A 22,504-nucleotide genomic window follows, 5' to 3' on the forward strand; every position below is an offset into this window, starting at 1 on the left:
TCAGATTCTCAGCTGAAACCTCCACCGCCTTCAATCTCCCACCTCAATCCCCCGTACACCACTTCCGAGCATATCTCTTTGTACGGTCGCACCGGGCCTTGATACGTGAGGTGGATCGGCGTCTTGCCGAGGCTGGACTGCCAGTCTACGCGTGGTACGACGTGCTGTGGGGGATTGAAAGCGGGCCGGAGGAAAGCCGCCGGATGCATGAGCTGGCCGATGTGCTTGCCATCGAGCGGTACAACCTGACTCGCCTGATTGACCGGCTGGAGCGTGAAGAACTGGTGACCCGTATCCGGTCAGAGGAAGACGGCCGCGCCGCGTTCGTGTCCGTCACACGGCAAGGTAAGGCCTTGCGCAAGAAGATGTGGGGCATCTACGAGGCGGCGGTCAAAGAACTGTTTCTGGCCGAGTTCCGGCCGGAAGACATCGGGCGATTTTCTCGTGCGCTGGATGCGGCGGCAGCCAAAGCGGGGTGGCCGAAATAGGTTCGAACTCCCTTTTCGTGCGGTGACGCTTCTGGCTCGCGCCGGAGGGGACGAATGTGTCCGCTTTTTGGGACACGTTCGACTTAGTTGGCAACGGCGGTACCCTGACGCCTCAATCAAAGGTCAGTGGCATGACCGGCGCTTACCGACCCACCCTAAGCGGACATCAGGATGGAGCAGAGACTGATATCCATTAGGCGCCCCGCATGACTGAAGAATTCCCTCAGAACGTTGTCTGCAGCGCTTCATTTAATAGCTGGACAACGTATGCTTCGACCGCTTTGTGCCCGGTGAGGGCCTAGCTAGAGCGACGGCTGAGTTCCGTCCGTAGCGACAAAACGTAGTTTGGCTCACCAACTATCGGGGCGGCGCCGTACTTTCGCGAACTACAAGGTCAGGCTCGAACTCGGTCTGATTGCGTTTGGACCCGCCTTCAATCTGATCAACCAGGTTACGAGAAGTAAGTTCGCCAATCAGAACGGGATTCGAGTGTACGGTCGTGAGTGCGGGCGTCATCAGTTCCGCCATCTGCCAGTCGCCGAAGCCTGAAACTGAGATGTCGCTCGGAACCGATAGTCCCAATGTGCGGCACTCCGCGATCGCTGCCACAGCAACGAAGTCATTGATGCATATCAGGGCAGTCGGCTGTTCCTGATGCGGCAGCGAGTCATTACGCTCGAGACAGGTCCGAACCGCTTGCCGGACGGCAGATGCTTCGTACGGTGTCGGGAGAATGCGGTCGTCGGGTATCGAAATGCCGTTCTCACTGAGGACGTCTTGGATGCCCAGAAGTCGTTGAGAGGAGAGAAATTGAGTCTCTAGTGGCCCTGGGAGGACGGCAAACTTTCGATGTCCCTGTTTGACCAAATAGCTCGTCAACCTGCGCATCGCCAAGCGATTGTCATATCCCACCGTGGGATGCATACCCTCACGATCGACGGCCCACATTAGGACATACGGAATGGCATGCTTGTGGATTAGCGAGAAGACGTCAGGGTGATGCTGTGACCCGATAATGGCGATTCCGTCGACTCTGCGCTCCAAAAGCGCGCGCGCGCAGCGTAGTTCTGTCTCACTGTCGTCCCGGTGGCACGTCAATAAAACGGTGTATCCGAGCCGATCGAGCTGCGCCTCTAAGGTATCGACCGCTTTCGCGTAAAGCTCGTTCATCAGTGTCGGCGCAATGATGCCGACCGATCGCGTGCGCCCTTGACGCAGGTCCCGAGCCGAGGAAGACGGGACGTAGTTGAGGCTTGCGATGGCGTTCTGCACGCGCTCCAGCGTGTCAGGTCGCAGCCGATCCGGCGATGTCAGTGCACGGGAGACTGTTGCCGAGGAAACGCCGGCGAGGAGGGCGACTTGCTTGACATTCACCATATCGGATCAGCGGTTATCTTCAGCCTGGGATATCGGCCGACTGCCGTCATTGTAACGACCTTGGTAGTCCACAGGCAGTTTCCGTCGTCGGGGGGTATCCCGACGACGGACCGGCATTCCCGGTGAGGGCTAGTCGAGCCGGACCTTTGCTGAATCAGCCACGCGCTTCCATTTCGTAACTTCGGTGCGCAGAAACGCATCGAATGCTTCCGGGGTGCCGCCTGCGATCTGCGCGCCTTGAGCCATCAGCTTGTCGCGGACCTCCGGATCCTGAAGGGCTTTGTTGAACTGGCTGTTCATCTTAGCAACGATGGCTGGTGAGGTCCCGGTCGGCACCATAAATCCACCCCAAGAAACGGCTTCGTATCCGCTTATCCCGAGCGCTTCATCTACCGTCGGCACATCGGGCAGTGCCGGCAATCGAGTCTTGCTCGTGACCGCAAGAGCCCTGAGTTTTCCACTCTTGACATGTGGCATTCCAGCAAGCGCGGTGGGAAGGGCAACATTGATCTGCTGACCGAGCACGTCTGTGAGCGAAGGCGCGTCTCCCTTATAGGGAACGTGGTTCATCTTGACGCCAGCCATGGTACTAAGGAGTTCCCCGGCCAGATGGCTGCCCGAACCGTTGCCTGCAGATCCAAAGGTAATCTGTCCTGGCTTGGCCTTTGCTAATGAGACCAGTTGGCGCAGGTCCTTCACCGGCGAATTTGCTGCCGTGACGATAATGAGCGGCACCTTTGTCACCAAGACAACTGGCGTAAAGTCTTTCAGCGTGTCATAAGGAAGTCTCCCGTATACGGCCGGGTTGATGGCATTCGGCCCAAGGTTGGCCATCAGCACGGTGTAGCCGTCAGGCTGCGCCTTCGCAACGGCTTCATTAGCGATGATGCCGTTTGCGCCAGGCCGGTTCTCCACAACAACAGACTCTCCCCATGCCTGGCTAAGCTTAGCGCTTAGGAGCCTGGCGGTCACGTCTGAGGCGCCGCCAGGGGGATAGGGAAGAACGACCCGAATCGGCTGGACCGGCCATTCCTTAGCGTGGGCGGCGGCCAGACCGATGGTCAGTGTCACTCCGCAAACGGCTAATGCCCCCGCAATTCGTAGCAATCGATGCATGTCTGTCTCCTTTGAACGTGATCTTTATGGTGATCACTGTGGTCGGGCGGATTACACGTCAGATCGTCCCATCGCGGCGCATTGCCTCAATTTGCTCCACAGACTTCCCGAGCTCATTTTTCAGGATGGTTTCAGTGTGTTCGCCCAGCGCTGGGGGCGCGCGAAGGTAGTCGATACTGCTGCGAGAGAACTTGATAGGGTTCGCAACCTGGGGCGCGCTTGCACCGCTGCTGTGGGGCAAAGAGAAAACCATTTCACGCGCCCGGATATGGGGATCCTCCAGTGCTTCTGGAATGCTCTGGATCGGGCCACAAGGTACGCCGACCGATTCCAGCAGTTTGAGCCACGTGTCTCTCTCTTCTTCTTCAAAGCGAGCCGAGAGCACCTCCACAAGACTTTCACGGTTCTTTAGACGATCCGCATTGCGTCGATAGCGGTCATCATCCGGAAGATTGATTAAACCCAGCGCTTCGCACATGGCTCGGAACTGCCGGTCATTACCGACTGCTACGATCAGAGAGCCATCGCTTGCAGGGAATGACTGATAGGGTGCGAGATTGGGGTGCGCGTTGCCCCAACGACGCGGGTGGCTCCCGCCCACCAAATAGTTCGAGGCCTGGTTTGCCAGCCACGCCACCTGCGTATCCAGCAGGCTCATATCGACGTACTGCCCGCGGCCACTGCCGACTCGCTCAAATAGCGCGCTGACAATTGCAACGCTTGCATACATGCCAGTCATCAAGTCCGATATGGGCACCCCGCATTTTTGCGGGCCGCCACCGGGGACGCCGTCGCGCTCGCCTGTGATGCTCATCAGCCCGCCCATGGCTTGCACCACGAAATCGTATCCAGCCCGCTTGCGGTATGGGCCCGTCTGCCCGAAGCCGGTGATGGAGCAGTAGACGAGCCGAGGATTGATCTCACTCAGGGTCTTGAAGTCCAACCCGTAACGTTGCATATCGCCGAACTTGTAGTTCTCAACGAAGACGTCGCAATCTTTGACTAGCTCGTGCAGCAAATCCTGACCGACCTTGCTGCTGACATCCAGAGTGATCGAACGCTTCCCGCGATTGGCGCAAAGGAAGTACGCCGACTCTTCCGTCGTCGTGCCATCCTCACGAGTAAGGAAAGGCGGGCCCCAAGCTCGCGTGTCATCGCCGGTGCCGGGACGCTCAACCTTCATCACGTCAGCGCCCAGGTCGGACAATAGTTGCGTGCTCCAGGGTCCAGCAAGGATCCGGCTCAAGTCTAGGACCTTGATACCTGCAAGGGGGCCTGCCATATCTCCTACTCCTCTTTTTTGAGTTTCTAACTAATTAGCTCGGGTCGAACAGCACGCCAGGGTTCAAGACCTGGTGCGGATCAAAGGCCTGCTTGGCGGCCTTTAGCGCGGTGCAGAACAGCTCCGGCCGTTCCTTGTCGTACCAAGGGCGATGGTCCCGACCAAGCGCATGGTGGTGGGTCACCGTACCGCCTGCGTCCACCATGGCTTGCTCTCCAATGCGTTTGATCGCTTGGAACTGCTCGGGCAATCGAGCCTTATCGCCATAGGCAAACCACGTGAAATATGGCGCAGGGCCATCAGGGTAGAGGTGGGTAAAGCGGCAAGTCACCGAACCCGGGCGGCCGGTAACTTCGCGAATGGCCCGATGCGTTTCTGCCTTGACGTGCGCGTGAAGAGCGGCGAACTTGTCCCACGTGCACGCGGTTTCCATGGTCTCGCGCATGACGCCGCGAGCAATGGCGTACTCGCGCAGGTATGGGCCGCGCAGGAACTTGTTTCGCCAGCTCGATGTCGCAGCGTCCGCACCACCTTGGTTTCCGCTGACCGGATCATCGTCCCATTCGCCGCCGCACTCCGCGCAAATTTCCAGTGCTCGCTTCAGGCGTGCCTCGACCGGGTGGTCGGCGGACTCGAATCCCAGCACGAGAATGTCATAGCTGCCGTCGCTCGAACCCGTGTACAAGGCTTCTTCGCGTTCCACAAGGCGGGCATTGGCAGGGTTCAGTCCAGATTGAGACAGTACCCGTGTGGCCTCGACAGCGCGCGCATAGTCACGGAAACGTACGGTCACCTGCTTGCGGAAGACCGGCCGGCGGTGAAGCTTGACCCACGCCTCGGTAATGATGCCCAGTGCGCCTTCGGAGCCGAGGAAAAGTCGATCCGGATTGGGTCCCGAACCCGATACCGGGAAACGTCGGGATTCAATGGCACCCTGGGGCGTTACCACTCGCATGCTCTCGACGTGGTCGTCGATCTGAGTGAACGCGGTCGCAAAGTGGCCTGCTGCTCGCGTTGCGATCCAACCCCCCAGTGACGAGAACTCCCACGCTTGCAGGAAGAATCGCATGGTCAGGCCGGTGGGCTTGAGCTGTCGTTCCAGCTCCGGGCCAAGGACGCCCGCTTGAATGCGCGCGGCCTGCGATGTTTGGTCTACCTCCAGCACTTTGTTGAAGTGCTTCATGTCGATGGACACCACGCCACGGTAACGATCGTGCTCGGGCGGATTCACGCCGGCCACGACGCTGGTGCCGCCGCCGTACGGAACTGCAGCAACGTTCTGGCGCCCGCACCAGTCGAACAGGTCCACGATGTCCTGCTCAGTGCGCGGGTAGGCGATGACGTCCGGCGGGTTGGAAAATTCCCGGCGCATTGCGCGCGCAACATCCATGGTGCCCGCGCCGTAGGTGTGATACAGGCGGTCGTAATGATCGCTTGTGCAGATTTCGCGAAGCGACGCGGGCAGCTGTACGCGAGGTTTGCGCAGCGAAATTTCTTCGGGCGTCGGAAAAGGTGTCGCTTCGAAGTGCTCGACACCCAGCAAGCGTGTCCACGCTGCCTCGAACTCCCGGATTTCGTCCGGCGTGACGGTGTCACCCTCATAGCCCCACCCGTAAAACTTACGACGACGTTCCTGCATTGTTGCCTCCTGTGTGATGTGGTAATCGATTACATACGTTACGGTAACCTGCGTCAGAGACTGTAAATAACCAATGCCAGTACGGTGATGAGGCGAAAACAGCACTGCGTGCAATCGATTACATAAGTTTAGATTGGTGCGGCATAATGTCAAGCAGTTAACGCAGTCGCGGCCATGGGTTGGAGCAGGAGTCGACGAAGAGGTCGGATCGCTAAGAGACCTTCCCGCGGCGAGGTCACTGTGGGTTGGAGAGCGACTTACTTGGTGGTCTTCCCTTGCAGGGCGTCAGGTACGTCCTTGCCTGAGGACCCAGTGAGTCGATCCTGAGCAAGCAATCTGGGGGCGCTTGCTCGTTGCAGCGTTGGCATGGTGCTCGAGCGACAGAGCAGCAAGAAGTGTGGCCGCTCCCTAGGCCTCAAGCGATGACATGCGGCATATCCGCCCTGGGTAGCCCACCAAACGGAGAGAAGATATGGCCCTGCAACACATCCCGCCCATTCAATGTCTTGTCACCTTCGAGACGGTTGCAAGGCTTCGGAGCGCCACACGTGCCGCCGACGAGTTGTGTGTAACAACCAGCGCCGTGAGTCATCGAATCCGCCAGCTTGAATCTCACCTCGGTGTTGAACTCTTCGGGCGGAGTGACTTCACGCTTTCTGCACATGGTGCAGCGTACCTGGCGAATGTCCGAAGCGGCCTCGCTGCGCTACAGCAGATGCCGGTCAAAAATGGAAAAGCCTCTTCCACGCGACTGCGGGTCGCGGTGACCCCAACTTTCTCCAGGCAGTTCCTGATGCCCAAACTGGAACTGTTCCGCAACAAGTATCCGGACATCGACCTTATCTTGCAGGTCTCCATCCCATTCCTGGACGTCACAGCCGAGCCATCCGATTTGGAAATCCGGTACGGCGCGGGCGGATATGCGGACGTCGATCATCGCGTCGTTCTCTCGGAGGAGGTGGCGCCGGCTTGCAGCCCTACCTATCTCAACGAGTTCGGCCCCTTCGAAGGCTTCGAAATGGCGGGTGAAATCGACCAGGCGCGTCTGATACGTAGCCCGCTTGAGCCTTGGACGACATGGTTCTCCGCATGTGGATTGACGAGAACGGAGCCGCATGTGGGCGCTCAATTCAACGATCTAGGGCTTCTCTATGACGCAGCCGCGTGCGGGTTCGGCGTGGCACTAGTGAGGACCCGTATGGCGCAGTCATGGCTAGAGGGGGGGCGACTCATCCGCATATCGGATCGATCCGTGCCTTCACAGATGGCGCACTACTTATGCTGGGAACCTGGGGCCCTGGAGAGATGGGAGTGCGCCGCCTTTATGGAGTGGCTCACCGACTCGCTAAGTTGAGCGGCCCAAACACGGCAATCAAGTTTTCTGCAACTCAACCGCAAATAACTCTCAACCTGCTATATCGCGTGATTGTCTACAGTCAAGTCATGGCGTCTCGTCGACGCCTTTGACAGAAGTGTATTAGAACCTCCCCACACAATGCATCGCATTCATCGCTCAACGTTTGAGCCTCAGCGCCCGGAAGCAACGCTCCGCCTTGGAGCTGCAGCATCCGTCCAGGCTGATTGCGCGGTTCGCCGGCTCGCTACGGTCGCGCCGTCGCTCCGCACTGATTATCCAATAGACCGGCACAGCACGACGCAGCTTCATCGCACCAGGAGGGCAAAGTCATGAATGCGACGCGTGACGGCTGGTTGGCACATCCTACTGACGCTGAGCGGAGGGAAGCCCGGCGTGCGGAAGTGGTTTCCGCGCTAGAAGGCGTGCTGCCTAGGGACCTTATCCTGTCGCAGCGCGAGGACACCCAGCCATTTGAATGCGATGGCCTTACGGCCTATCGGGCGCAGCCGCTCGTCGTGGTGCTTCCCGAAACAGAAGAGCAGGTTGTTGCCATTCTGCGAACGTGCAAGACGCTCGGTGCGCCCGTCGTGGCTCGGGGCGCAGGCACGGGATTGTCAGGCGGTGCGCTCCCACATGAGATGGGCGTGCTCCTTTCGCTCGCTCGTTTTAACCGGATCGTCAGGGTAGATCCTGTGAGTTGTACCGCAGTGGTCCAATGCGGTGTACGCAACGCCGCAATCAGTGAGGCAGCCGCTACGTATGGGCTGTACTACGCCCCCGATCCGTCCAGCCAGATTGCCTGCACGATCGGTGGAAACGTGGCCGAGAATTCCGGAGGCGTCCATTGCCTCAAGTACGGACTCACGTTGCAGAACGTAATGAAAGTACGGGGATACACCATTCAGGGCGAGGCGATAGAGTTTGGATCGGAAGCCCTTGATGTCCCTGGGCTCGATTTGCTCGGCGTCGTTGTAGGCAGTGAAGGGATGCTCGCAGTGACATTGGAAGTCACCGTCAAGTTAATTCCTAAGCCAGAACTTGCGCGATGCATCGTTGCAAGCTTCGACACCGTCGAAGCCGCTGGTGACGCCGTAGCCAACGTCATCGCGGCCGGCATCATCCCAGCCGGCCTGGAACTGATGGACAAGCCGATGACCGCCGCCGTAGAGGACTTCGTGCATGCTGGCTATGACCTGGACGCGGCCGCAATCCTATTGTGCGAGAGTGATGGGACGGCGTTGGAGGTCGAGGACGAGATTGTGAAGATGAATGCCGTCCTCACCGCCAGCGGGGCCACTCGTCTTGAAGCAAGTCAGGACGAGGCGCAGCGTCTTCGTTTCTGGAGCGGGCGAAAGAATGCATTTCCCGCGACGGGGCGCATGAGCCCGGATTACCTGTGCATGGATTCCACGATTCCTCGCAAGAGTCTCGCTGCGATCCTTCGAGCAATCAGCGAGATGGAGGTGCGCTATGGGCTTCGCTGCGTGAACGTGTTCCACGCCGGCGACGGGAATCTACATCCGCTGATCCTTTTCGACGCCAACAATCCCGAAGAACTGCACCAGGCGGAGCAATTCGGCGCAGAGATTCTGGAAACAAGCGTCACGCTTGGCGGGACGGTGACCGGAGAGCACGGTGTGGGCGTGGAGAAGCTGAACTCAATGTGCGTTCAGTTCTCAGGCGCAGAGCGAGAACAAATGTTTGCGCTGAAACGTGCATTCGATCCGCAATCGCTCTTGAATCCTGGGAAGGTAATTCCGACGCTGCATCGATGTGCCGAATATGGTCGCATGACTGTTCGGCGTGGGATGCTGCCGCATCCAGAAATCCCGAGGTTCTAGAATGACGACGATCCCCACGGAAGTGTCTCATCTGATTGAGACAGTCCTGCATGCAAGAAAAACGAAGACCTCTCTCAACATCGTTGGCGGCGGTACGAAATGCTTCTACGGTGAAGAGCCGTCGGGTGAACCGTGTGATGTCCGGCGCCTCAGCGGAATTTGCAGCTATGAACCGTCTGAGCTGGTTGTCACCGCTCGTGCAGGCACACCGCTAGAAGAACTTGAGGCCGTGCTGGCCGAGCACAATCAGTACCTTGCCTTTGAGCCGCCACGCTTTGCTAAAGGAAGTACTGTCGGAGGAGCGGTCGCGGCAGGTCTGAGCGGGCCAGCACGCGTCGGGGTAGGGTCCATTCGGGACTTCGTTCTCGGCGCGACCATGATTAACGGCAAAGGCGAGCTTCTGACATTCGGCGGGCAAGTGATGAAGAACGTTGCCGGTTATGACGTTTCGCGTCTCCTGGCCGGCTCAATGGGAATACTCGGTGTTATCTGTGAGGTCTCGCTGAAGGTTCTGCCCATTCATTCATCGAGGATCACCCTGGTCATCGAACGCGACGAAGCAGGGGCGTTGTCTCTCTTAAACGGGCTGACTCGGCAAGCATTGCCAGTCAATGCGAGTGCCTGGCACGACGGAAAGCTGTTCCTCCGACTGAGTGGTGCAGCCTCTGCTGTCACGGAAGCCAGAAAGCGTTTGGGCGGGACTGAGCTGGAACCAGACGAAGCGTTGTCCTGGTGGGATGCCGTCCGCGACCACCGCCACGACTTCTTTTCACAGAGCGACGCGCCTCTCTGGCGTGTTTCCGTTCCGGCAGTCTCCCAACCCTTCTTGGCCGCGAATCAGCTTATTGAATGGGGTGGTGCATTGAGATGGCTATACACCGACGATCCCATCGAGGACGTTCGGGAAATGGCGTCATCGCTTGGTGGTCACGCCACGCTGTTCAGGGATCCGCATCATAGGAGCGGCGTGTTCACGCCACCGAGCGATGCGCTCTTCGAGATTCATCGCAATCTCAAGCAAGCGTTTGATCCCGATGGCATCTTCAATGTTGGTCGGCTCTACCCCGGCCTGTAAGGGGCTCCATATGCAGACAAAACTAAGTCATGAGTTTGCCAACACTCCAGAAGGGGCGGAGGCCGAAGAGATTCTGCGCAAGTGCGTGCATTGCGGCTTTTGTACGGCAACGTGTCCGACTTACCTGCTTCTGGGCGATGAACGTAACGGACCCCGGGGACGCATCTACTTGATGAAGCAGTTGCTTGAGGGGGAAGAGGTCACAGCAAGCACCCAACAGAATCTAGACCGCTGCTTGACGTGCCGGAACTGTGAAAGCACCTGTCCCAGCGGTGTCGAGTACGGCAAGCTAGTTCACATTGGGCGGAAGCTAGTCGATGAGCGAATTCCTCGTCCGCCAAAAGACCGCGCGGTGCGTTGGCTGCTGCGTGAGGGGCTAACTTCGCCATTGTTCTTGCCGGCCATGAAGATTGGCCGAATGGTTCGGCCGCTACTTCCTTCCAAGCTCGCCAACAAGCTTACGCCGAGCAGACCTGCGGGTCAGCGCCCAACGCGCCGCCACGCCAGGAAAGTGCTCATGCTCGAAGGTTGTGTGCAGCCGGCGATGATGCCGAACATCAATTCTGCGACCGCGCGGGTACTCGATGCAGCCGACTTTCAGGTTGTAAGTGTTCCTCGAGCCGGTTGCTGTGGCGCGATCCGGCTGCACACCGGAGATCACAAGGGCGGCCTCGATGATATGCGCAGAAACATCGACGCCTGGTGGCCGGCGATTTCCAGCGGTGAAGTCGAGGCAATTGTCATGAACGCGTCCGGCTGCGGCGCGACCGTGAAGGACTACGCCGACTTGCTAAAGCATGACGCGGAGTACGCCGAGAAGGCAGCTCGGGTTAGCGAGTTGACCCGCGACCTGAGCGAATTGCTTCCTGAACTTCTGCCAAGACTGCGCGGCAAAGTCAAAGCGTGCGACAAGCCGGCCTTGGCGTTCCATCCGCCGTGCACGCTGCAACACGGCCAGAAGCTGCGGGGAGTGGTGGAGGAGCATCTGGGACAGTTGGGCTTTTCCGTTCATCGTGCCAGCGTGGAGAGTCACCTTTGTTGCGGCTCAGCCGGCACCTACTCCGTTCTGCAGCCCGAAATTTCACTCCAGCTCAGAGACCGCAAGATCGAGCATCTGAGCGAGAAGCAACCTGACTGCATCGTGTCCGCGAACATCGGTTGCATCCAGCATTTGCAAAGTGGAACGCCCACGCCAGTAAAGCACTGGATCGAGGTACTGGATGATGCAATCGAGCCGGCAGTCCAACCAGAGGAACAAGTATTTATCTAGCGGCAGGGCAAGAAACGGCGTCGAAGTCGGCACGGGCTGCGAGAGCGGCCCATGCAGTAGTGTTTCGCCTCCTGCAAGTAACGCGGTCGGCGAAAAGTTAGTCACATCAAGATAAGAGGAGCATTTTGTGGCGATCTATCGAATTGGAGAGAAAGAACCGACAATTCATCCGAGCTCGTATGTATCCGAGCATGCGGTAATCATCGGCGACGTGGAAATCGCCGAAGACGTGTCCATCTGGCCCGGCGCTGTGATCCGCGGCGACAATGAAAAGATCACGATTAGGCGAGGCGTGAACGTCCAGGAGGGGGCTGTGTTGCACACCGATCCTGGCTTTCCCGTCGAGGTAGGCGAGATGGTCTCCATTGGACACCAGGCGATGCTTCACGGTTGCAAGGTCGGAGCACGTAGTCTGGTCGGCATTCAGGCTGTGATCCTGAATGGATCCGAACTCGGACAACAATGCCTCGTGGGGGCCGGATCCTTGATCGGCGAGCGCAAGAACTTCCCGGCAGGAAGCTTGGTCATGGGCACACCTGCAAAGCAGGTACGTGAACTAACGGAGGAAGTCAAAGCTGCGATCGAGAAGAACGCTGACGACTACATTAACAAGGCGAAGACGTACAAGAAGGACCTGGTCAAGCTGAGTTAGCAAGCTCCGCGCGTCGGCGGATCAAGCGTCGACGCCTTGAGACGAGAGCGCCAGCCAGCGCCTCGTCTCGTCATCCCTCTCCATCAAGATTGGTGCTCCGGCCATCGCGAACGAACGCGACAAGGCCCGGCCTTGAGTTGCTACCCGGCCACAGGCACAGAACCCCTTCACGCGCCGCCGCTGTCTGCGTGGTCGCTACCCTCACCAGTCGGACCATATCGACTCGGTGCCTCCAGGTACTTCGCGCGATCATTCTTCACTGAATCGTTATATCATCTGCTCAGTGATTGCCCCCTTTTTGTAGACATGACAGAACCTACGGTTGAAATGCTTGCGGACGAACTTAGACCCCGCTTGATGCGGATCGTTGTAGCGCTGCGGCGGGAAATGAGAGCGGCGCACGTGCCCCCCGCGCAGAGCGCTGTTCTTAGTGCATTGCTCGTAAGAGGGCCGATGCGAGTTAGCGATCTGGCCAGGAATGAAGGCGTCAGATTGCCTACGATGACGCAGATTGTCGGGCGGATGGTCGACGCCGAGTTAATCGCGCGCTCCGCACCCGTCGGCTCGTACAACAACATGATTCAGATTACTGATGAAGGCCGGGCTGTGGCCGGCAAATTGGCCGCACAGCGGACGGCGGCACTGGGCAAGCGCATGGAGGGATTGACGCCCGAGGAGTTGCAGACGGTGATCGCGATGTTCCCCATCATCGATAAGATGTTCAAAAGAGAACCGTGGCTGGACCACGAGTAATACCAACGAAATCTTCCTGGAAGACGACACGATTCGAGAAGGCTTATCGCTAGCCGGCCGCGCTTGCGCTGCAACTGCGGAGCCATGCAGGGAGTTGTCAGAGTCGCCGAGAGCAACCGCATCGCCCAATATGGGCCGCACTGCCGCGACCTATACGCTAATAAAAAAGGCGCCTAACACTCACTTAGGCGCCAAAACCTGACTGGGAACGTAGCTTCGGGGGAAAGGGCGACGTATCGCCCTTTGCGGCCCCCGATCTACACTTGAGTTACAAATTTCGTGACGAGATAGCCGTCGAACGTCTCGGTCCCACCCTCACTCCCGATACCGCTATCTTTAATGCCTCCAAACGGTGTTTCGGCGAGAGCGCTTCCAAAGTGGTTGATGTTGACCATGCCGGCCTCAAGGCGGGTAGAGACAGCATGCGCTGTCTTCGCTGACTCGGTAAACACGTAAGACGACAGGCCGTAAGTCAGTTTGTTCGCCCGTGCCAGCACCTCATCCAGATCGTCGAATGCTACAACCGGGGCGACAGGGCCGAATGGCTCGCAAGTCATGAGCATGGAGTCGTCTGAAATGTCTATAACGACGCTGGGCGCGAAGAAATGTCCTGTGTCGCTGCACCTGGTCCCTCCCACGACAACCTTTCCGCCGCGCGCTTTGGAGTCGGCAATCAACCCTTCCATTGCAGCAACACGGCGTTGGTTTGCGAGCGGTCCCATCTGTGTCGAGCTGTCTATACCGTTGCCGACCCGCACTGCGCCAATGACGTCCGTAAAACGCCTGAGGAACCTATCGTAAGCCCCGCGCTGGACGAAGAAGCGGGAGGGCGAGACGCATACCTGACCAGCGTTTCGCAGCTTGTAGTTTGCAAGCATCTCGGCGGCGGTATCGACATCCGCATCGTCGAAGACGATTGCAGGGGAGTGACCACCAAGCTCCATAGTGATTCGCTTCATATGGAATCCTGCGAGAGCTGCTAGTTGTTTGCCAACAGCAGTGGACCCCGTAAAGGAGATCTTCTGGACCAGCGGAGATGCAATGAGGTGTGCTGACACCTCCGCCGGGACGCCAAATACAATGTTTAAGCAACCAGGAGGAAGGCCCGCATCATGGAACAGTTGAGCGATCGCCAGCACGGCACTCGGCGTCTCTTCTGGTCCCTTCAGAATGATCGTACAGCCTGCGCCAAGCGCGGCAGAGATTTTCCGGATCGCCTGATTGAAGGGAAAATTCCAAGGGGTGAAGGCTGCGCAGACTCCGACCGGCTGACGTAGCACGAGCTGGCGGACGTTAGGGTTGCGGCTGGGGATCACGCGGCCGTAGATCCGCCGAGCCTCTTCTGCATGCCAGTCCGCATGCTCTGCACAAACCGTTACTTCGCCCACGGCTTCGTGCAGAGGCTTCCCCTGGTCAATGGTCATGTTGCGGCCGATTTCCGGCGCCCTTTGACGGGCGAGCTCCGCAACTTTACGCAAGATTGCACTGCGTTCCAAAGGCGATGAGTCGCGCCACGTCAGGAAAGCTCGATGAGCCGCCTCGACGGCGGTGTCGAGGTCCTCGCGGGTGGCGAGCGGCAGTCGCCCAACGACCTCCTCCGTCGCAGGGTTGACTACGTCCTGGTGTCGCCGGCCTTCAATGCCGAGAAATTCGCCATTGATGTAAAGGGATAATTCTGGATACACAGCGTGTACTCCAATGACTAAGAGGTTAGCTACGAAATTCTGTGCTTGTGACGGAGGTCGATCTATTCGAGCTTAAAATCACCGACCTTAATTACTGCATCAATGCTCTTCTTGCGCTGCTTAAGGTAGCCCTCGAAATCCTCCGGGGACTGCGTAATGACTTCCATTCCAGTGCCTTGCATCCGCGTGCGAAGCTCGCCGTTCTTCAAAATCGTAGCGACATCGCTCTGCATTTTTTTGATTGCGTTCTGGGGCATCTTGGCAGGCGCATACAGGGCGATGGTTCCCGTAAGCTGGACGTCAATCCCCGCTTCCTTGAATGTAGGGACGTTTGGCAGCATAGGCGAGCGTTCTGGCGTCGACACGGCAAAGGCCTTCACTTTTCCAGCCTTAACGAGTTGCGCGATCGGTGCCATATCGATCATGAGCATATCGATCTCGCCTGAAACGATAGCGGGGACACTTTGCCCAGCACTCTTGTAGCCGACTGGGGTCATCTTTACCCCGGTCTTTTGCGCGAACTCCTCCATACCGACACGCATGCCCAAGTTGGCCCATCCGTACGTGAACTTCCCGTTGGCCGCACGAGCTGCCTTAATGAGGTCAGCGAGGTTGTTGTATGGCGCGGAAGCCGGGGTCACCACAACGAGTGGGGTTGCGGCTAGCCCGCTCACAAGGGTGAGTTCCTTGGTGGGATCGACAGCAACAGTGGGGCGCAAGTTTGCGTCGATGATCAACGTGGACGGGGGCATGACCAGAAGGATCGAACCGTCCGGTTCAGCTCGCGCGACAGCCTTGCTGGCGATCGCCCCGTTTGCGCCTGGCCGATTTTCGACGATTACGGGCCGATTCCAGATTTTTGCCAGCTCTTCGCCAACTGCGCGTGCAACTACGTCGGTGCCACCGCCCGGTCCGTAGCCAACAAAGAGCCGGACCGGCAACGGGCCAGATTGCTGGGCGTACAGGATGGAGGGCAGGGCCAGGGAGCAGAGTAGGACTGCTCTGCGGATAGCCGAAGCGGGTTTTGTCATGTTGTCTCCTCTTTTATTATGAAATACAGCCTTAACCTGCTACCGCAGCTGGAGCGTGGCTCTTCGTCCACTCCTCCTTCAACGGCTTGATGTGCTCACGCGCTTTTCTACTGGCGTTCCAACTAAGAACGCCCATCAAAACGTCTCCCTGGTAGTAGCGAAAGATGCAGGAGTCGTCTTTCAGTTGATCCCCTTCGACAACTTCAACGGTGTATTGAGGGCCGATGCGTCCGTAGCTGTGGATTTGGACCTGGTACTGATCCGACCAGAAGAACGGCAGCGGAGCGTATTCAACGCGAGAGCCGAGCATGTTCTTTGCCGCGGCCATCGCCTGTTCGCTTGCATTCGTCCGGTGTTCAATACGCATGTGCTCGCCGTAGCCTTTGTGAAACCACTCTGCAGCATCGCCGGCGGCATATACGTTCGGGGCTGCTTCACAGTATTCATTGCAGACTACGCCGCTGCGGATGTTTAATCCGCTGCACCACTGCACGCTGGGAACTGCGCCGATAGCCACAACAATTACGTCGCAAGCAATCACAACCCCAGTGTCCAAGCGGACTTCGGTAATGGTGCGGTCACGCCATTTCACCTCCCTGAGTTCGCAGTCGTTGTGGAAAACCACGCCGTTGGCTTCATGGAGTTTTTCGATCCGCTTCCCAACGATATCCCCGACTCGCGCCCCGAGAGGAACTTTCGACTTGTCGATGACGGTCACCTCACAGCCGCTGGTCTTTGCAATCGCCGCTAACTCTGTGCCGATGAAGCCCGCGCCGACTACTAGTACCCGCTTTCCGGCAGTCAGATGTTCCCGAATCGCCAGCGCGTCGTTTAAGTTGCGCAGGCTGTAGCAGTTCGCCGCCTGGCTGAGGTTGGGAATCACTCGAGCGTCCGCGCCCGTGGCGATCAGCAAGCGATCATATTGAAGTGTGGAGCCGTTGCTGAGTTGCAGTGAACTGGCGTCCGTATCGAGGCCGGTGGCCGATGTCCCGTCCAGGTAGTGCAGGTTCAGCGCCTTCATGCCGTCTTCGGACACAAGGTTGAGCGCCTCTACCGGACATTCTCCTGCCATCAGCCGCTTTGAAAGAGGAGGGCGGTCATAGGGCATGCCGCCTTCCTTTCCAATCAGCGTGAGCCGCCCTCCCCAGCCCTGTGCGCGCAGCGCTCGTGCTGCCGTGATGCCGGCGGCCGAGGCGCCGGCAACGACGATGTGCTCGGGGGAGTTCATCACTGATCCTCGTGAATCTCGATGGCGAGCGCTGGGCAGATGCCAGCCGCCAGGCGTGCTGATTCGAATTGGTCAGCCGACGGCTCTGCGTTCAAGAGAATGACGATGCCATTGTCCTTTTGGTCGAACAGATCCGGCGCGTTGACGACACATTGACCAGAACCGCAGCACTTTTCGGGGTAGATTGTGATTTTCATGATGCTTCTCATTTAAGTCGGGATTACCAGCGAACAGGGAGTTCCTTGACGCCATACATGAGTGAATCGCCCTTGAACTCAAGGCTTTCCACGGGAACAGCAAGCTCGAGGTTCGGAAACCGCTCCAGCAAGGCGGTGAACATGATCTGCATTTCGAGCCGTGCGAGGGGTTGACCGATGCACTGATGCGGGCCGTATCCGAACGAGACCTGCGTCCTTGAATCTCGGCGAAGGTCGAACACATTCGGATCTTCAAATTTCGAGCTGTCGCGATTGGCCGAGACACTCAGCACTACAACGGGGTCGCCCGCCTGGATCATTTGTCCGTTCACGACAATGTCCTCGGTCGCGACACGACGCTTTCCTGAATGTGTGACATCCAGATAGCGCAGAATTTCTTCCACCGCATTTGGAACGAGGCTTGTGTCTTGTCGAAGCTCATTCCAGATATCCGGTCGTTGCAGGAGGAAAAGCACTCCCATTGCGGTCGTATTCGCCGTGGTCTCGTGGCCGGCAATCAGCAAGAGCCTTGCAAGGGAAACAACGTCCGTTTCGGTGATATCGCCCTTTCGTACGTGATTGACGATGAGGCGGCTGAGGATATCTTCCCCGGGGTTCTCCGATCTCTTCGCCACCAGGCCCTTCAGGTACACCTCGCACAACTCATGATTTGCGGCGATGGCCTCCTCAAGCGTCGCACTACTCGACGTCAGGACCATCGCCAGTTCCTGAAAGAAGTCATGGTCTTCGTACGGAACGCCAAGCAACTCTGAGATCGCCAATGCCGGCGTAGCCAACGTAAAGGCGCTAACCAGGTCGGAGGGTTGAGGCTTTGTTGCGAAGTCGTCCAGCAGCTTGTCTACGATCGCCTGAATCCGCGGGCGAAGGGCCTCGATTTTGCGGATCGAGAATTCACCTGTCAGCATGCGCCGATGCTCTGCATGCTTGGGTGCATCCATGGTGATGAAGGTCCGGTTACTACCCCGGGCAACTTTCATTGCAGCACTGACAGTGGGATAGCCGGGATTCGTAATGTCAGAACTAAAGCGAGGGTCAGACAGGACCGAGCGGACGTCGTCATAGCGCGTAATCAGCCAGGCGATCTTTCCGTCCCAGAGCCTAGCTTGCCCCAAGCCGCTTCCTTGCTGCATCTGGAAGTACACCGGCGGCGGCGACAAAGGATCGACCCGTTCGGGCGGAAAGTCGGGGATGCCGCTGTCCCCGCCAGCGTGCATCGGACACGTGGACTGCGCAGGTGAGGCCGCGTGAAACGGGCAGCCAGTCGACTGCGTGGGGGTTTGGGGGGCGGTCATGAATATGTCTCCGATGGGAAATTGTGAGTACATATTAGGTAGCCTACCTACTATGTGCAAAAGGGGTTTACCCTAATCGGTGCAGAGGATTGACCTCGCGTCACAAATCTCGAGCGGGACCAGGGGTGGGAGAGGAGGGCGTGGCTAGACTGGGGGAGCCCAGTTGGCCTGAAGGCGGGCGACCGCCGATTTCAGTGGTCAAGATATGCCGCCGGTGACCCACTGGGTATGCGCGAGGACTGTTTGCCTTCTGGTTGTTATAGCTCGTCCCAGGGTAGATATGCGGTCCGGCCGGGCTGGCTGACGACAGAGGTCGGTACCGAGTGAGGCGCGGCCGGAGGCCCGCTTGGGACCTGCTGGAGGCCACCTTTGACGCCGGGACCTTCCGTGAGGTCGGGATCGCAGGGCTTCGGTTCTTACCTATGCATAGGCGTGAAAAAACACCCGCATGGACGTGGGGTTAGAAGTGTGCGATCGCCACCACTCGCTGACCAAGGGGGCAGCCTCACGACGCGTTGTTAAAGAGGCGCGGGGGGACAGTGAAGCCGGTGCAAGAAGGCAAGCGAGAAAGCCGAAGCGACCTCGCTTTGGCAGCCTACAAATCAAATAAATAGGCTCCAGCTCTCCCCTAACTCGGCACTGAGGTACTCGAACATCGACATGAATCGAAAGCGCTCCCATTGATTGAACGCCTCGCGTACCGCTGCCATCAGTGACATAGCTACCTCCGGGGTGATCGACTTTAGTTAGGGGGGCCACCGCAAGAAAAAAGCAGGTCTTTCAACACTCGTTCGCATCGGCGCATAGCCCATTCCACGATGCAATCGATTACATGGAGCATAGGTCGCCACGATGGTCTGTCAAGATAAAGTGTAAAAGTGCCATTTGCGGCTCAAAATCAGCCACCTGACTTCGTTGATGGGAGGGTAAACGCCTATTTGATTGTAATAGGTAGGCTACCTAATATTTACGACAAATAAGAGTAAGCGCGCTTCGGTTTTTCAAACATTGCTTATAGAAGTGGAGACAAAATCAATGCAACATCATCCCCGAAGAGGTTCGACCCCCACCCCCCAGCGGGTCCGGGATGTTCTCAAGCCGATCTCCGGTGCCGCCGTGGGAAACATGCTGGAGTGGTTTGACTACTCGTTGTATGGCTATCTATCCGCCACCCTGGCGAAGGTGTTCTTCCCAAGCAGCGACCCGATCGTTAGCCTGATAGCGGCTTTCGCGGCATTCTCCGTCGCATTCGTTACCCGACCACTCGGCGCTCTGTTTTTTGGATCGCTGGGAGACCGGCTTGGACGGCGCGATACGCTCGCGATTGTCGTTGGTTTGATCAGCGTTTCGACGGTGTTGGTCGGTGTCCTACCGGGATACGAGGCGATTGGCATCGCCGCTCCTTTGCTGCTGGTAGCCCTACGCATGATTCAGGGATTTTCCGCGGGAGGCGAAGCAGGTGGAGCACTCGCATTCCTTGCCGAGTACGCCCCGACACGCCGGCGTGGCGTTGTGATCGGGTTCTTTGGTATGTCGGCTGGAATTGGTGCGTTGAGCGGATCCGGTCTTGTTCTGGCGATCACCAGCATTTTTGGTCAGACGGCAGTTGAGGCATGGGCCTGGCGATTGCCCTTCCTGATCGCTGGCCCGATTGGGTTGGGTGCGTTCTGGCTGCGGCTGCGCATCGAGGAAACACCGGCATTCCGGTTGCACTTGGAACGCGAGGGCGCGGCACAAGCACCATTGCGGGAGGCCCTTCGTGACGACTGGCGAAGCATTGTCAAATGTCTTGGCGTAGCGATCTCACACGGCATCCCTTACTACTTGATCCTGGCGTATCTCCCGTCATATCTCGTGTCAACTGGTCGGTTGAGTAGCGGGCAAGCTCTAGCGGCGTCCGGCCTGGCCTTTCTGGGTTCAGTGATTGTGATCCCATTCGCTGCAGCGCTATCCGACCGCGTGGGTCGACGACCCGTCGCCTTTACGGCGGCATTGGCATACCTCGTCGTTGCGCTTCCTTTGTTCCGGATCGTCGTGGGCTCGACACCAGAGGTGGTAATTGCCACGATGGCTAGCGTCGGTGTACTGATAGGGATGTATGGCAGCGCGCCGTTCTGCATGATGACGGAGCTGTTTCCGACACGCACACGCTACAGCGCCATGTCGATAGGCTACAACATGGCCATGGTGCTATTTGGCGGCACCGCTCCTTTAATCAGCGCTTCTCTGACGAAGCTGACCGGAAACCCTTCATCACCCGCCTATTTCATGATGGGAGGCGCGGTGTTGTCTATTTTTGCCATCTTGGCGTCTCCTGAAACGTCACGAGTACCGATTGACGAGCTCGGACAGTCGGACGAGCACATTCGCCGCGTGCGCATGGCGCTCAAGGCATCGGCTCGCGTTGAGTGATCTCCTGATTATGAAAACCGCTACATACGACTACATTGTTATCGGCGCCGGCTCGGCAGGGTGTGTTCTCGCTTCTCGGCTGAGTGAAGATCCCAGCGTCAAGGTACTGCTGATAGAGGCGGGCGCTCCCGCGTCATCCATCTTTGTTCAGATGCCGGCAGGGATCCGGGTTCTCTATAAGAGTCAAAAATTCAACTGGCGCTATTGGACGGAGCCCCAGACACAGCTGGACAATCGGAATATTTATATACCCCGGGGCAAGGTGGTGGGCGGTTCATCCTCGATCAATTCCATGATTGCTATCCGGGGGAACCGATCCGATTACGACAACTGGGCATCTCAGGGCCTGTCGGGCTGGGACTATGAATCCCTTCGTCCTTATTTTCGAAAGATTGAGGATGCATCACTGGTAACGAAGGCGAGGAATGACGATCGCGGGTACGCGGGTCCGATTCGCCTGTCATACGGCACGCAGCAAAACGCCATATCGACTTCGTTCATAGAGAGCGCAGTATCTGCCGGTATGCCCGAGAACAACGGATTCAATGGCGCGTCGCAGGTAGGCGCAGGATTCTACGAGCTTACGATTGCCGAGGGAAAGCGATCCGGCGCTTATCGTTACCTGGATCGAGCAGGTAACCGATCCAATCTGACATTAATGGCGAACTGTAAAGTCCGCAGGATTCTCCTTGCTGGAAAGCGAGCGCAAGGCGTAGTGATTGAGGATGGATGGGAGGAGGTGGAGCTTCGCGCGGACCGGGAAGTGATTCTGACAGCAGGAGCCATTGCCTCACCGCAACTCCTGATGCTGTCGGGGATCGGACCGGCCAAACATCTGCAGTCGATTGGTATCGCTCCCGTGGTCGATCTGCAAGGCGTCGGTGAGAACCTTCAGGACCATCTTGATTGCGCGATTCGCTTAGAAGCGTCGCAGCCCAATACGCTTACGCCCTATATCGGCCTGGTAAGAGGCGGAATGGCAGGAGCTCGCTATCTTCTTTCAGGAGGCGGGCCGGCTTCCTCTCAAGGCGTTGAGGCAGGAGCATTCTACAGCTCCGGCGGAAATCCGGATCTGCCTGAGTGGCAGGCCCATCTGATCATTGCGATGCGTAATCCACCGCCGAACGAAAAAGTTCCCCACGGATTTGCAGTCCGCGTATGCCAGCTGCGTCCAAAAAGTAGAGGCGTGCTGCGACTGCGTTCCTCAGATCCGTCCGCTTCTCCCCGAATCGACCCTCGCTTCCTCTCAGACGAGTCTGACCTGGAGAGTTTGGTGCGCGGCGTGGAACGCACGTGCGAGATTGTCGACCAGCCGGCGCTCCGGAAGTACATCAAACGAAGGCTCGACATCGATGCTTTCTCCACCGGTGCAGCCCGTAAGGCATGGATACGCTCGCATGCGGAAACCATCTATCACCCGGTTGGCACGTGTCGCATGGGAGTCGACGACAACGCTGTTGTTGATGAGGAGTTGAAAGTTCGCGGGGTTGAGAATTTGAGAGTAATTGATGGATCTGTGATGCCCACGATCATCAGTGGGAACACGAACCTTCCCATTATGGCCATGGCAGAGAAGGCCGCAGACTTGATACGAAATTCACGCACATCCGCTCGTTGAAGTTTTCGGAGAACTCTGTTCACTGGCGATTGGAGCTTGCTCCGTCGCCTTCTTCCCGGTTGTCCCCTTACACGGGGACGAAAGGTTGCAGCATAGATTTCCCAGCATCGAACGGGAACGTCTACGGGCTTGCGTCGTTTGATGGAAGCGTTGGGCCACACCCTTTCTCT

General features: G+C 58.0%; 18 protein-coding genes. 9 read left to right on the top strand and 9 right to left on the bottom strand.

The window, feature by feature from the left end:
• Window positions 1–98: 98 nt before the first annotated feature.
• Window positions 99–488: a MarR family winged helix-turn-helix transcriptional regulator gene (locus AC3WQZ_RS03075; protein WP_492300050.1), complete on the top strand. Its 390-nt coding sequence runs from the start codon at window positions 99–101 to the stop codon at window positions 486–488.
• Window positions 489–845: 357 nt separating this feature from the next.
• Here the strand turns inward: AC3WQZ_RS03075 and AC3WQZ_RS03080 are convergent, their stop codons facing one another.
• The 4 genes from AC3WQZ_RS03080 to AC3WQZ_RS03095 all read right to left on the bottom strand — a co-directional run bounded on the left by AC3WQZ_RS03080 (window position 846) and on the right by AC3WQZ_RS03095 (window position 5,902).
• Window positions 846–1,865, bottom strand: coding sequence for a LacI family DNA-binding transcriptional regulator (locus AC3WQZ_RS03080; protein ID WP_058698231.1), 1,020 nt, complete (start codon window positions 1,863–1,865; stop codon window positions 846–848).
• Between the two features lie 129 nt (window positions 1,866–1,994).
• Complete coding sequence (locus AC3WQZ_RS03085; RefSeq protein ID WP_043355346.1) at window positions 1,995–2,981, bottom strand: Bug family tripartite tricarboxylate transporter substrate binding protein; 987 nt, start codon at window positions 2,979–2,981, stop codon at window positions 1,995–1,997.
• A gap of 58 nt (window positions 2,982–3,039) precedes the next feature.
• Window positions 3,040–4,263, bottom strand: coding sequence for a CaiB/BaiF CoA transferase family protein (locus AC3WQZ_RS03090; RefSeq protein WP_058698232.1), 1,224 nt, complete (start codon window positions 4,261–4,263; stop codon window positions 3,040–3,042).
• A gap of 34 nt (window positions 4,264–4,297) precedes the next feature.
• The gene (locus tag AC3WQZ_RS03095) at window positions 4,298–5,902 is read right to left on the bottom strand and encodes an FAD-binding oxidoreductase (protein WP_043355342.1); all 1,605 of its coding nucleotides are present in this window, start codon (window positions 5,900–5,902) and stop codon (window positions 4,298–4,300) included.
• Window positions 5,903–6,374: 472 nt separating this feature from the next.
• Here AC3WQZ_RS03095 and AC3WQZ_RS03100 point away from each other — a divergent pair, with 472 nt between their 5' ends.
• From AC3WQZ_RS03100 to AC3WQZ_RS03125, 6 genes are all read left to right on the top strand, one after another.
• Entirely contained in the window at window positions 6,375–7,256 is an 882-nt protein-coding gene (locus tag AC3WQZ_RS03100) for a LysR substrate-binding domain-containing protein (RefSeq protein WP_058698233.1), read from the top strand.
• 332 nt (window positions 7,257–7,588) lie between these two features.
• Entirely contained in the window at window positions 7,589–9,100 is a 1,512-nt protein-coding gene (locus AC3WQZ_RS03105; protein WP_043355338.1) for an FAD-linked oxidase C-terminal domain-containing protein, read from the top strand.
• A 1-nt stretch (window position 9,101) separates the two neighbouring features.
• On the top strand, window positions 9,102–10,175 hold the full coding sequence (gene glcE, locus AC3WQZ_RS03110; RefSeq protein ID WP_058698234.1) for a glycolate oxidase subunit GlcE: 1,074 nt from the start codon (window positions 9,102–9,104) through the stop codon (window positions 10,173–10,175).
• Between the two features lie 10 nt (window positions 10,176–10,185).
• Window positions 10,186–11,445 (top strand): glycolate oxidase subunit GlcF, encoded by a 1,260-nt coding sequence (gene glcF, locus AC3WQZ_RS03115; protein ID WP_043358198.1) that lies wholly within the window; start codon window positions 10,186–10,188, stop codon window positions 11,443–11,445.
• A 127-nt stretch (window positions 11,446–11,572) separates the two neighbouring features.
• Window positions 11,573–12,097, top strand: coding sequence for a gamma carbonic anhydrase family protein (locus AC3WQZ_RS03120; protein WP_058698235.1), 525 nt, complete (start codon window positions 11,573–11,575; stop codon window positions 12,095–12,097).
• Window positions 12,098–12,484: 387 nt separating this feature from the next.
• Window positions 12,485–12,850 carry a MarR family transcriptional regulator gene (locus tag AC3WQZ_RS03125; protein ID WP_224040759.1) on the top strand — a complete coding sequence of 122 codons (366 nt, stop codon included), beginning with the start codon at window positions 12,485–12,487 and terminating at the stop codon, window positions 12,848–12,850.
• Between the two features lie 257 nt (window positions 12,851–13,107).
• Here AC3WQZ_RS03125 and AC3WQZ_RS03130 read toward each other — a convergent pair whose 3' ends face one another.
• The 5 genes from AC3WQZ_RS03130 to AC3WQZ_RS03150 form a co-directional block, all read right to left on the bottom strand.
• Complete coding sequence (locus AC3WQZ_RS03130; protein WP_058698237.1) at window positions 13,108–14,535, bottom strand: NAD-dependent succinate-semialdehyde dehydrogenase; 1,428 nt, start codon at window positions 14,533–14,535, stop codon at window positions 13,108–13,110.
• A 62-nt stretch (window positions 14,536–14,597) separates the two neighbouring features.
• On the bottom strand, window positions 14,598–15,566 hold the full coding sequence (locus AC3WQZ_RS03135; protein ID WP_043355327.1) for a Bug family tripartite tricarboxylate transporter substrate binding protein: 969 nt from the start codon (window positions 15,564–15,566) through the stop codon (window positions 14,598–14,600).
• Between the two features lie 31 nt (window positions 15,567–15,597).
• Window positions 15,598–16,794 carry an NAD(P)/FAD-dependent oxidoreductase gene (locus tag AC3WQZ_RS03140; protein ID WP_058698238.1) on the bottom strand — a complete coding sequence of 399 codons (1,197 nt, stop codon included), beginning with the start codon at window positions 16,792–16,794 and terminating at the stop codon, window positions 15,598–15,600.
• Window positions 16,794–16,991, bottom strand: a complete 198-nt coding sequence (locus AC3WQZ_RS03145; RefSeq protein WP_043355325.1) for a ferredoxin — start codon at window positions 16,989–16,991, stop codon at window positions 16,794–16,796. The genes AC3WQZ_RS03140 and AC3WQZ_RS03145 overlap by 1 nt, the downstream gene beginning before the upstream one ends.
• A gap of 23 nt (window positions 16,992–17,014) precedes the next feature.
• Window positions 17,015–18,304 (bottom strand): cytochrome P450, encoded by a 1,290-nt coding sequence (locus tag AC3WQZ_RS03150; RefSeq protein WP_196765234.1) that lies wholly within the window; start codon window positions 18,302–18,304, stop codon window positions 17,015–17,017.
• A gap of 1,035 nt (window positions 18,305–19,339) precedes the next feature.
• Here AC3WQZ_RS03150 and AC3WQZ_RS03155 point away from each other — a divergent pair.
• Together AC3WQZ_RS03155 and AC3WQZ_RS03160 are read left to right on the top strand one after the other, a co-directional pair.
• Window positions 19,340–20,716, top strand: coding sequence for an MFS transporter (locus AC3WQZ_RS03155; protein ID WP_070940839.1), 1,377 nt, complete (start codon window positions 19,340–19,342; stop codon window positions 20,714–20,716).
• The gene (locus AC3WQZ_RS03160) at window positions 20,709–22,334 is read left to right on the top strand and encodes a GMC family oxidoreductase (RefSeq protein ID WP_199414553.1); all 1,626 of its coding nucleotides are present in this window, start codon (window positions 20,709–20,711) and stop codon (window positions 22,332–22,334) included. Before AC3WQZ_RS03155 ends, AC3WQZ_RS03160 begins: the two co-directional genes overlap by 8 nt.
• Window positions 22,335–22,504: the final 170 nt, after the last annotated feature.

Source organism: Cupriavidus sp. FW305-26 (assembly GCF_058787975.1).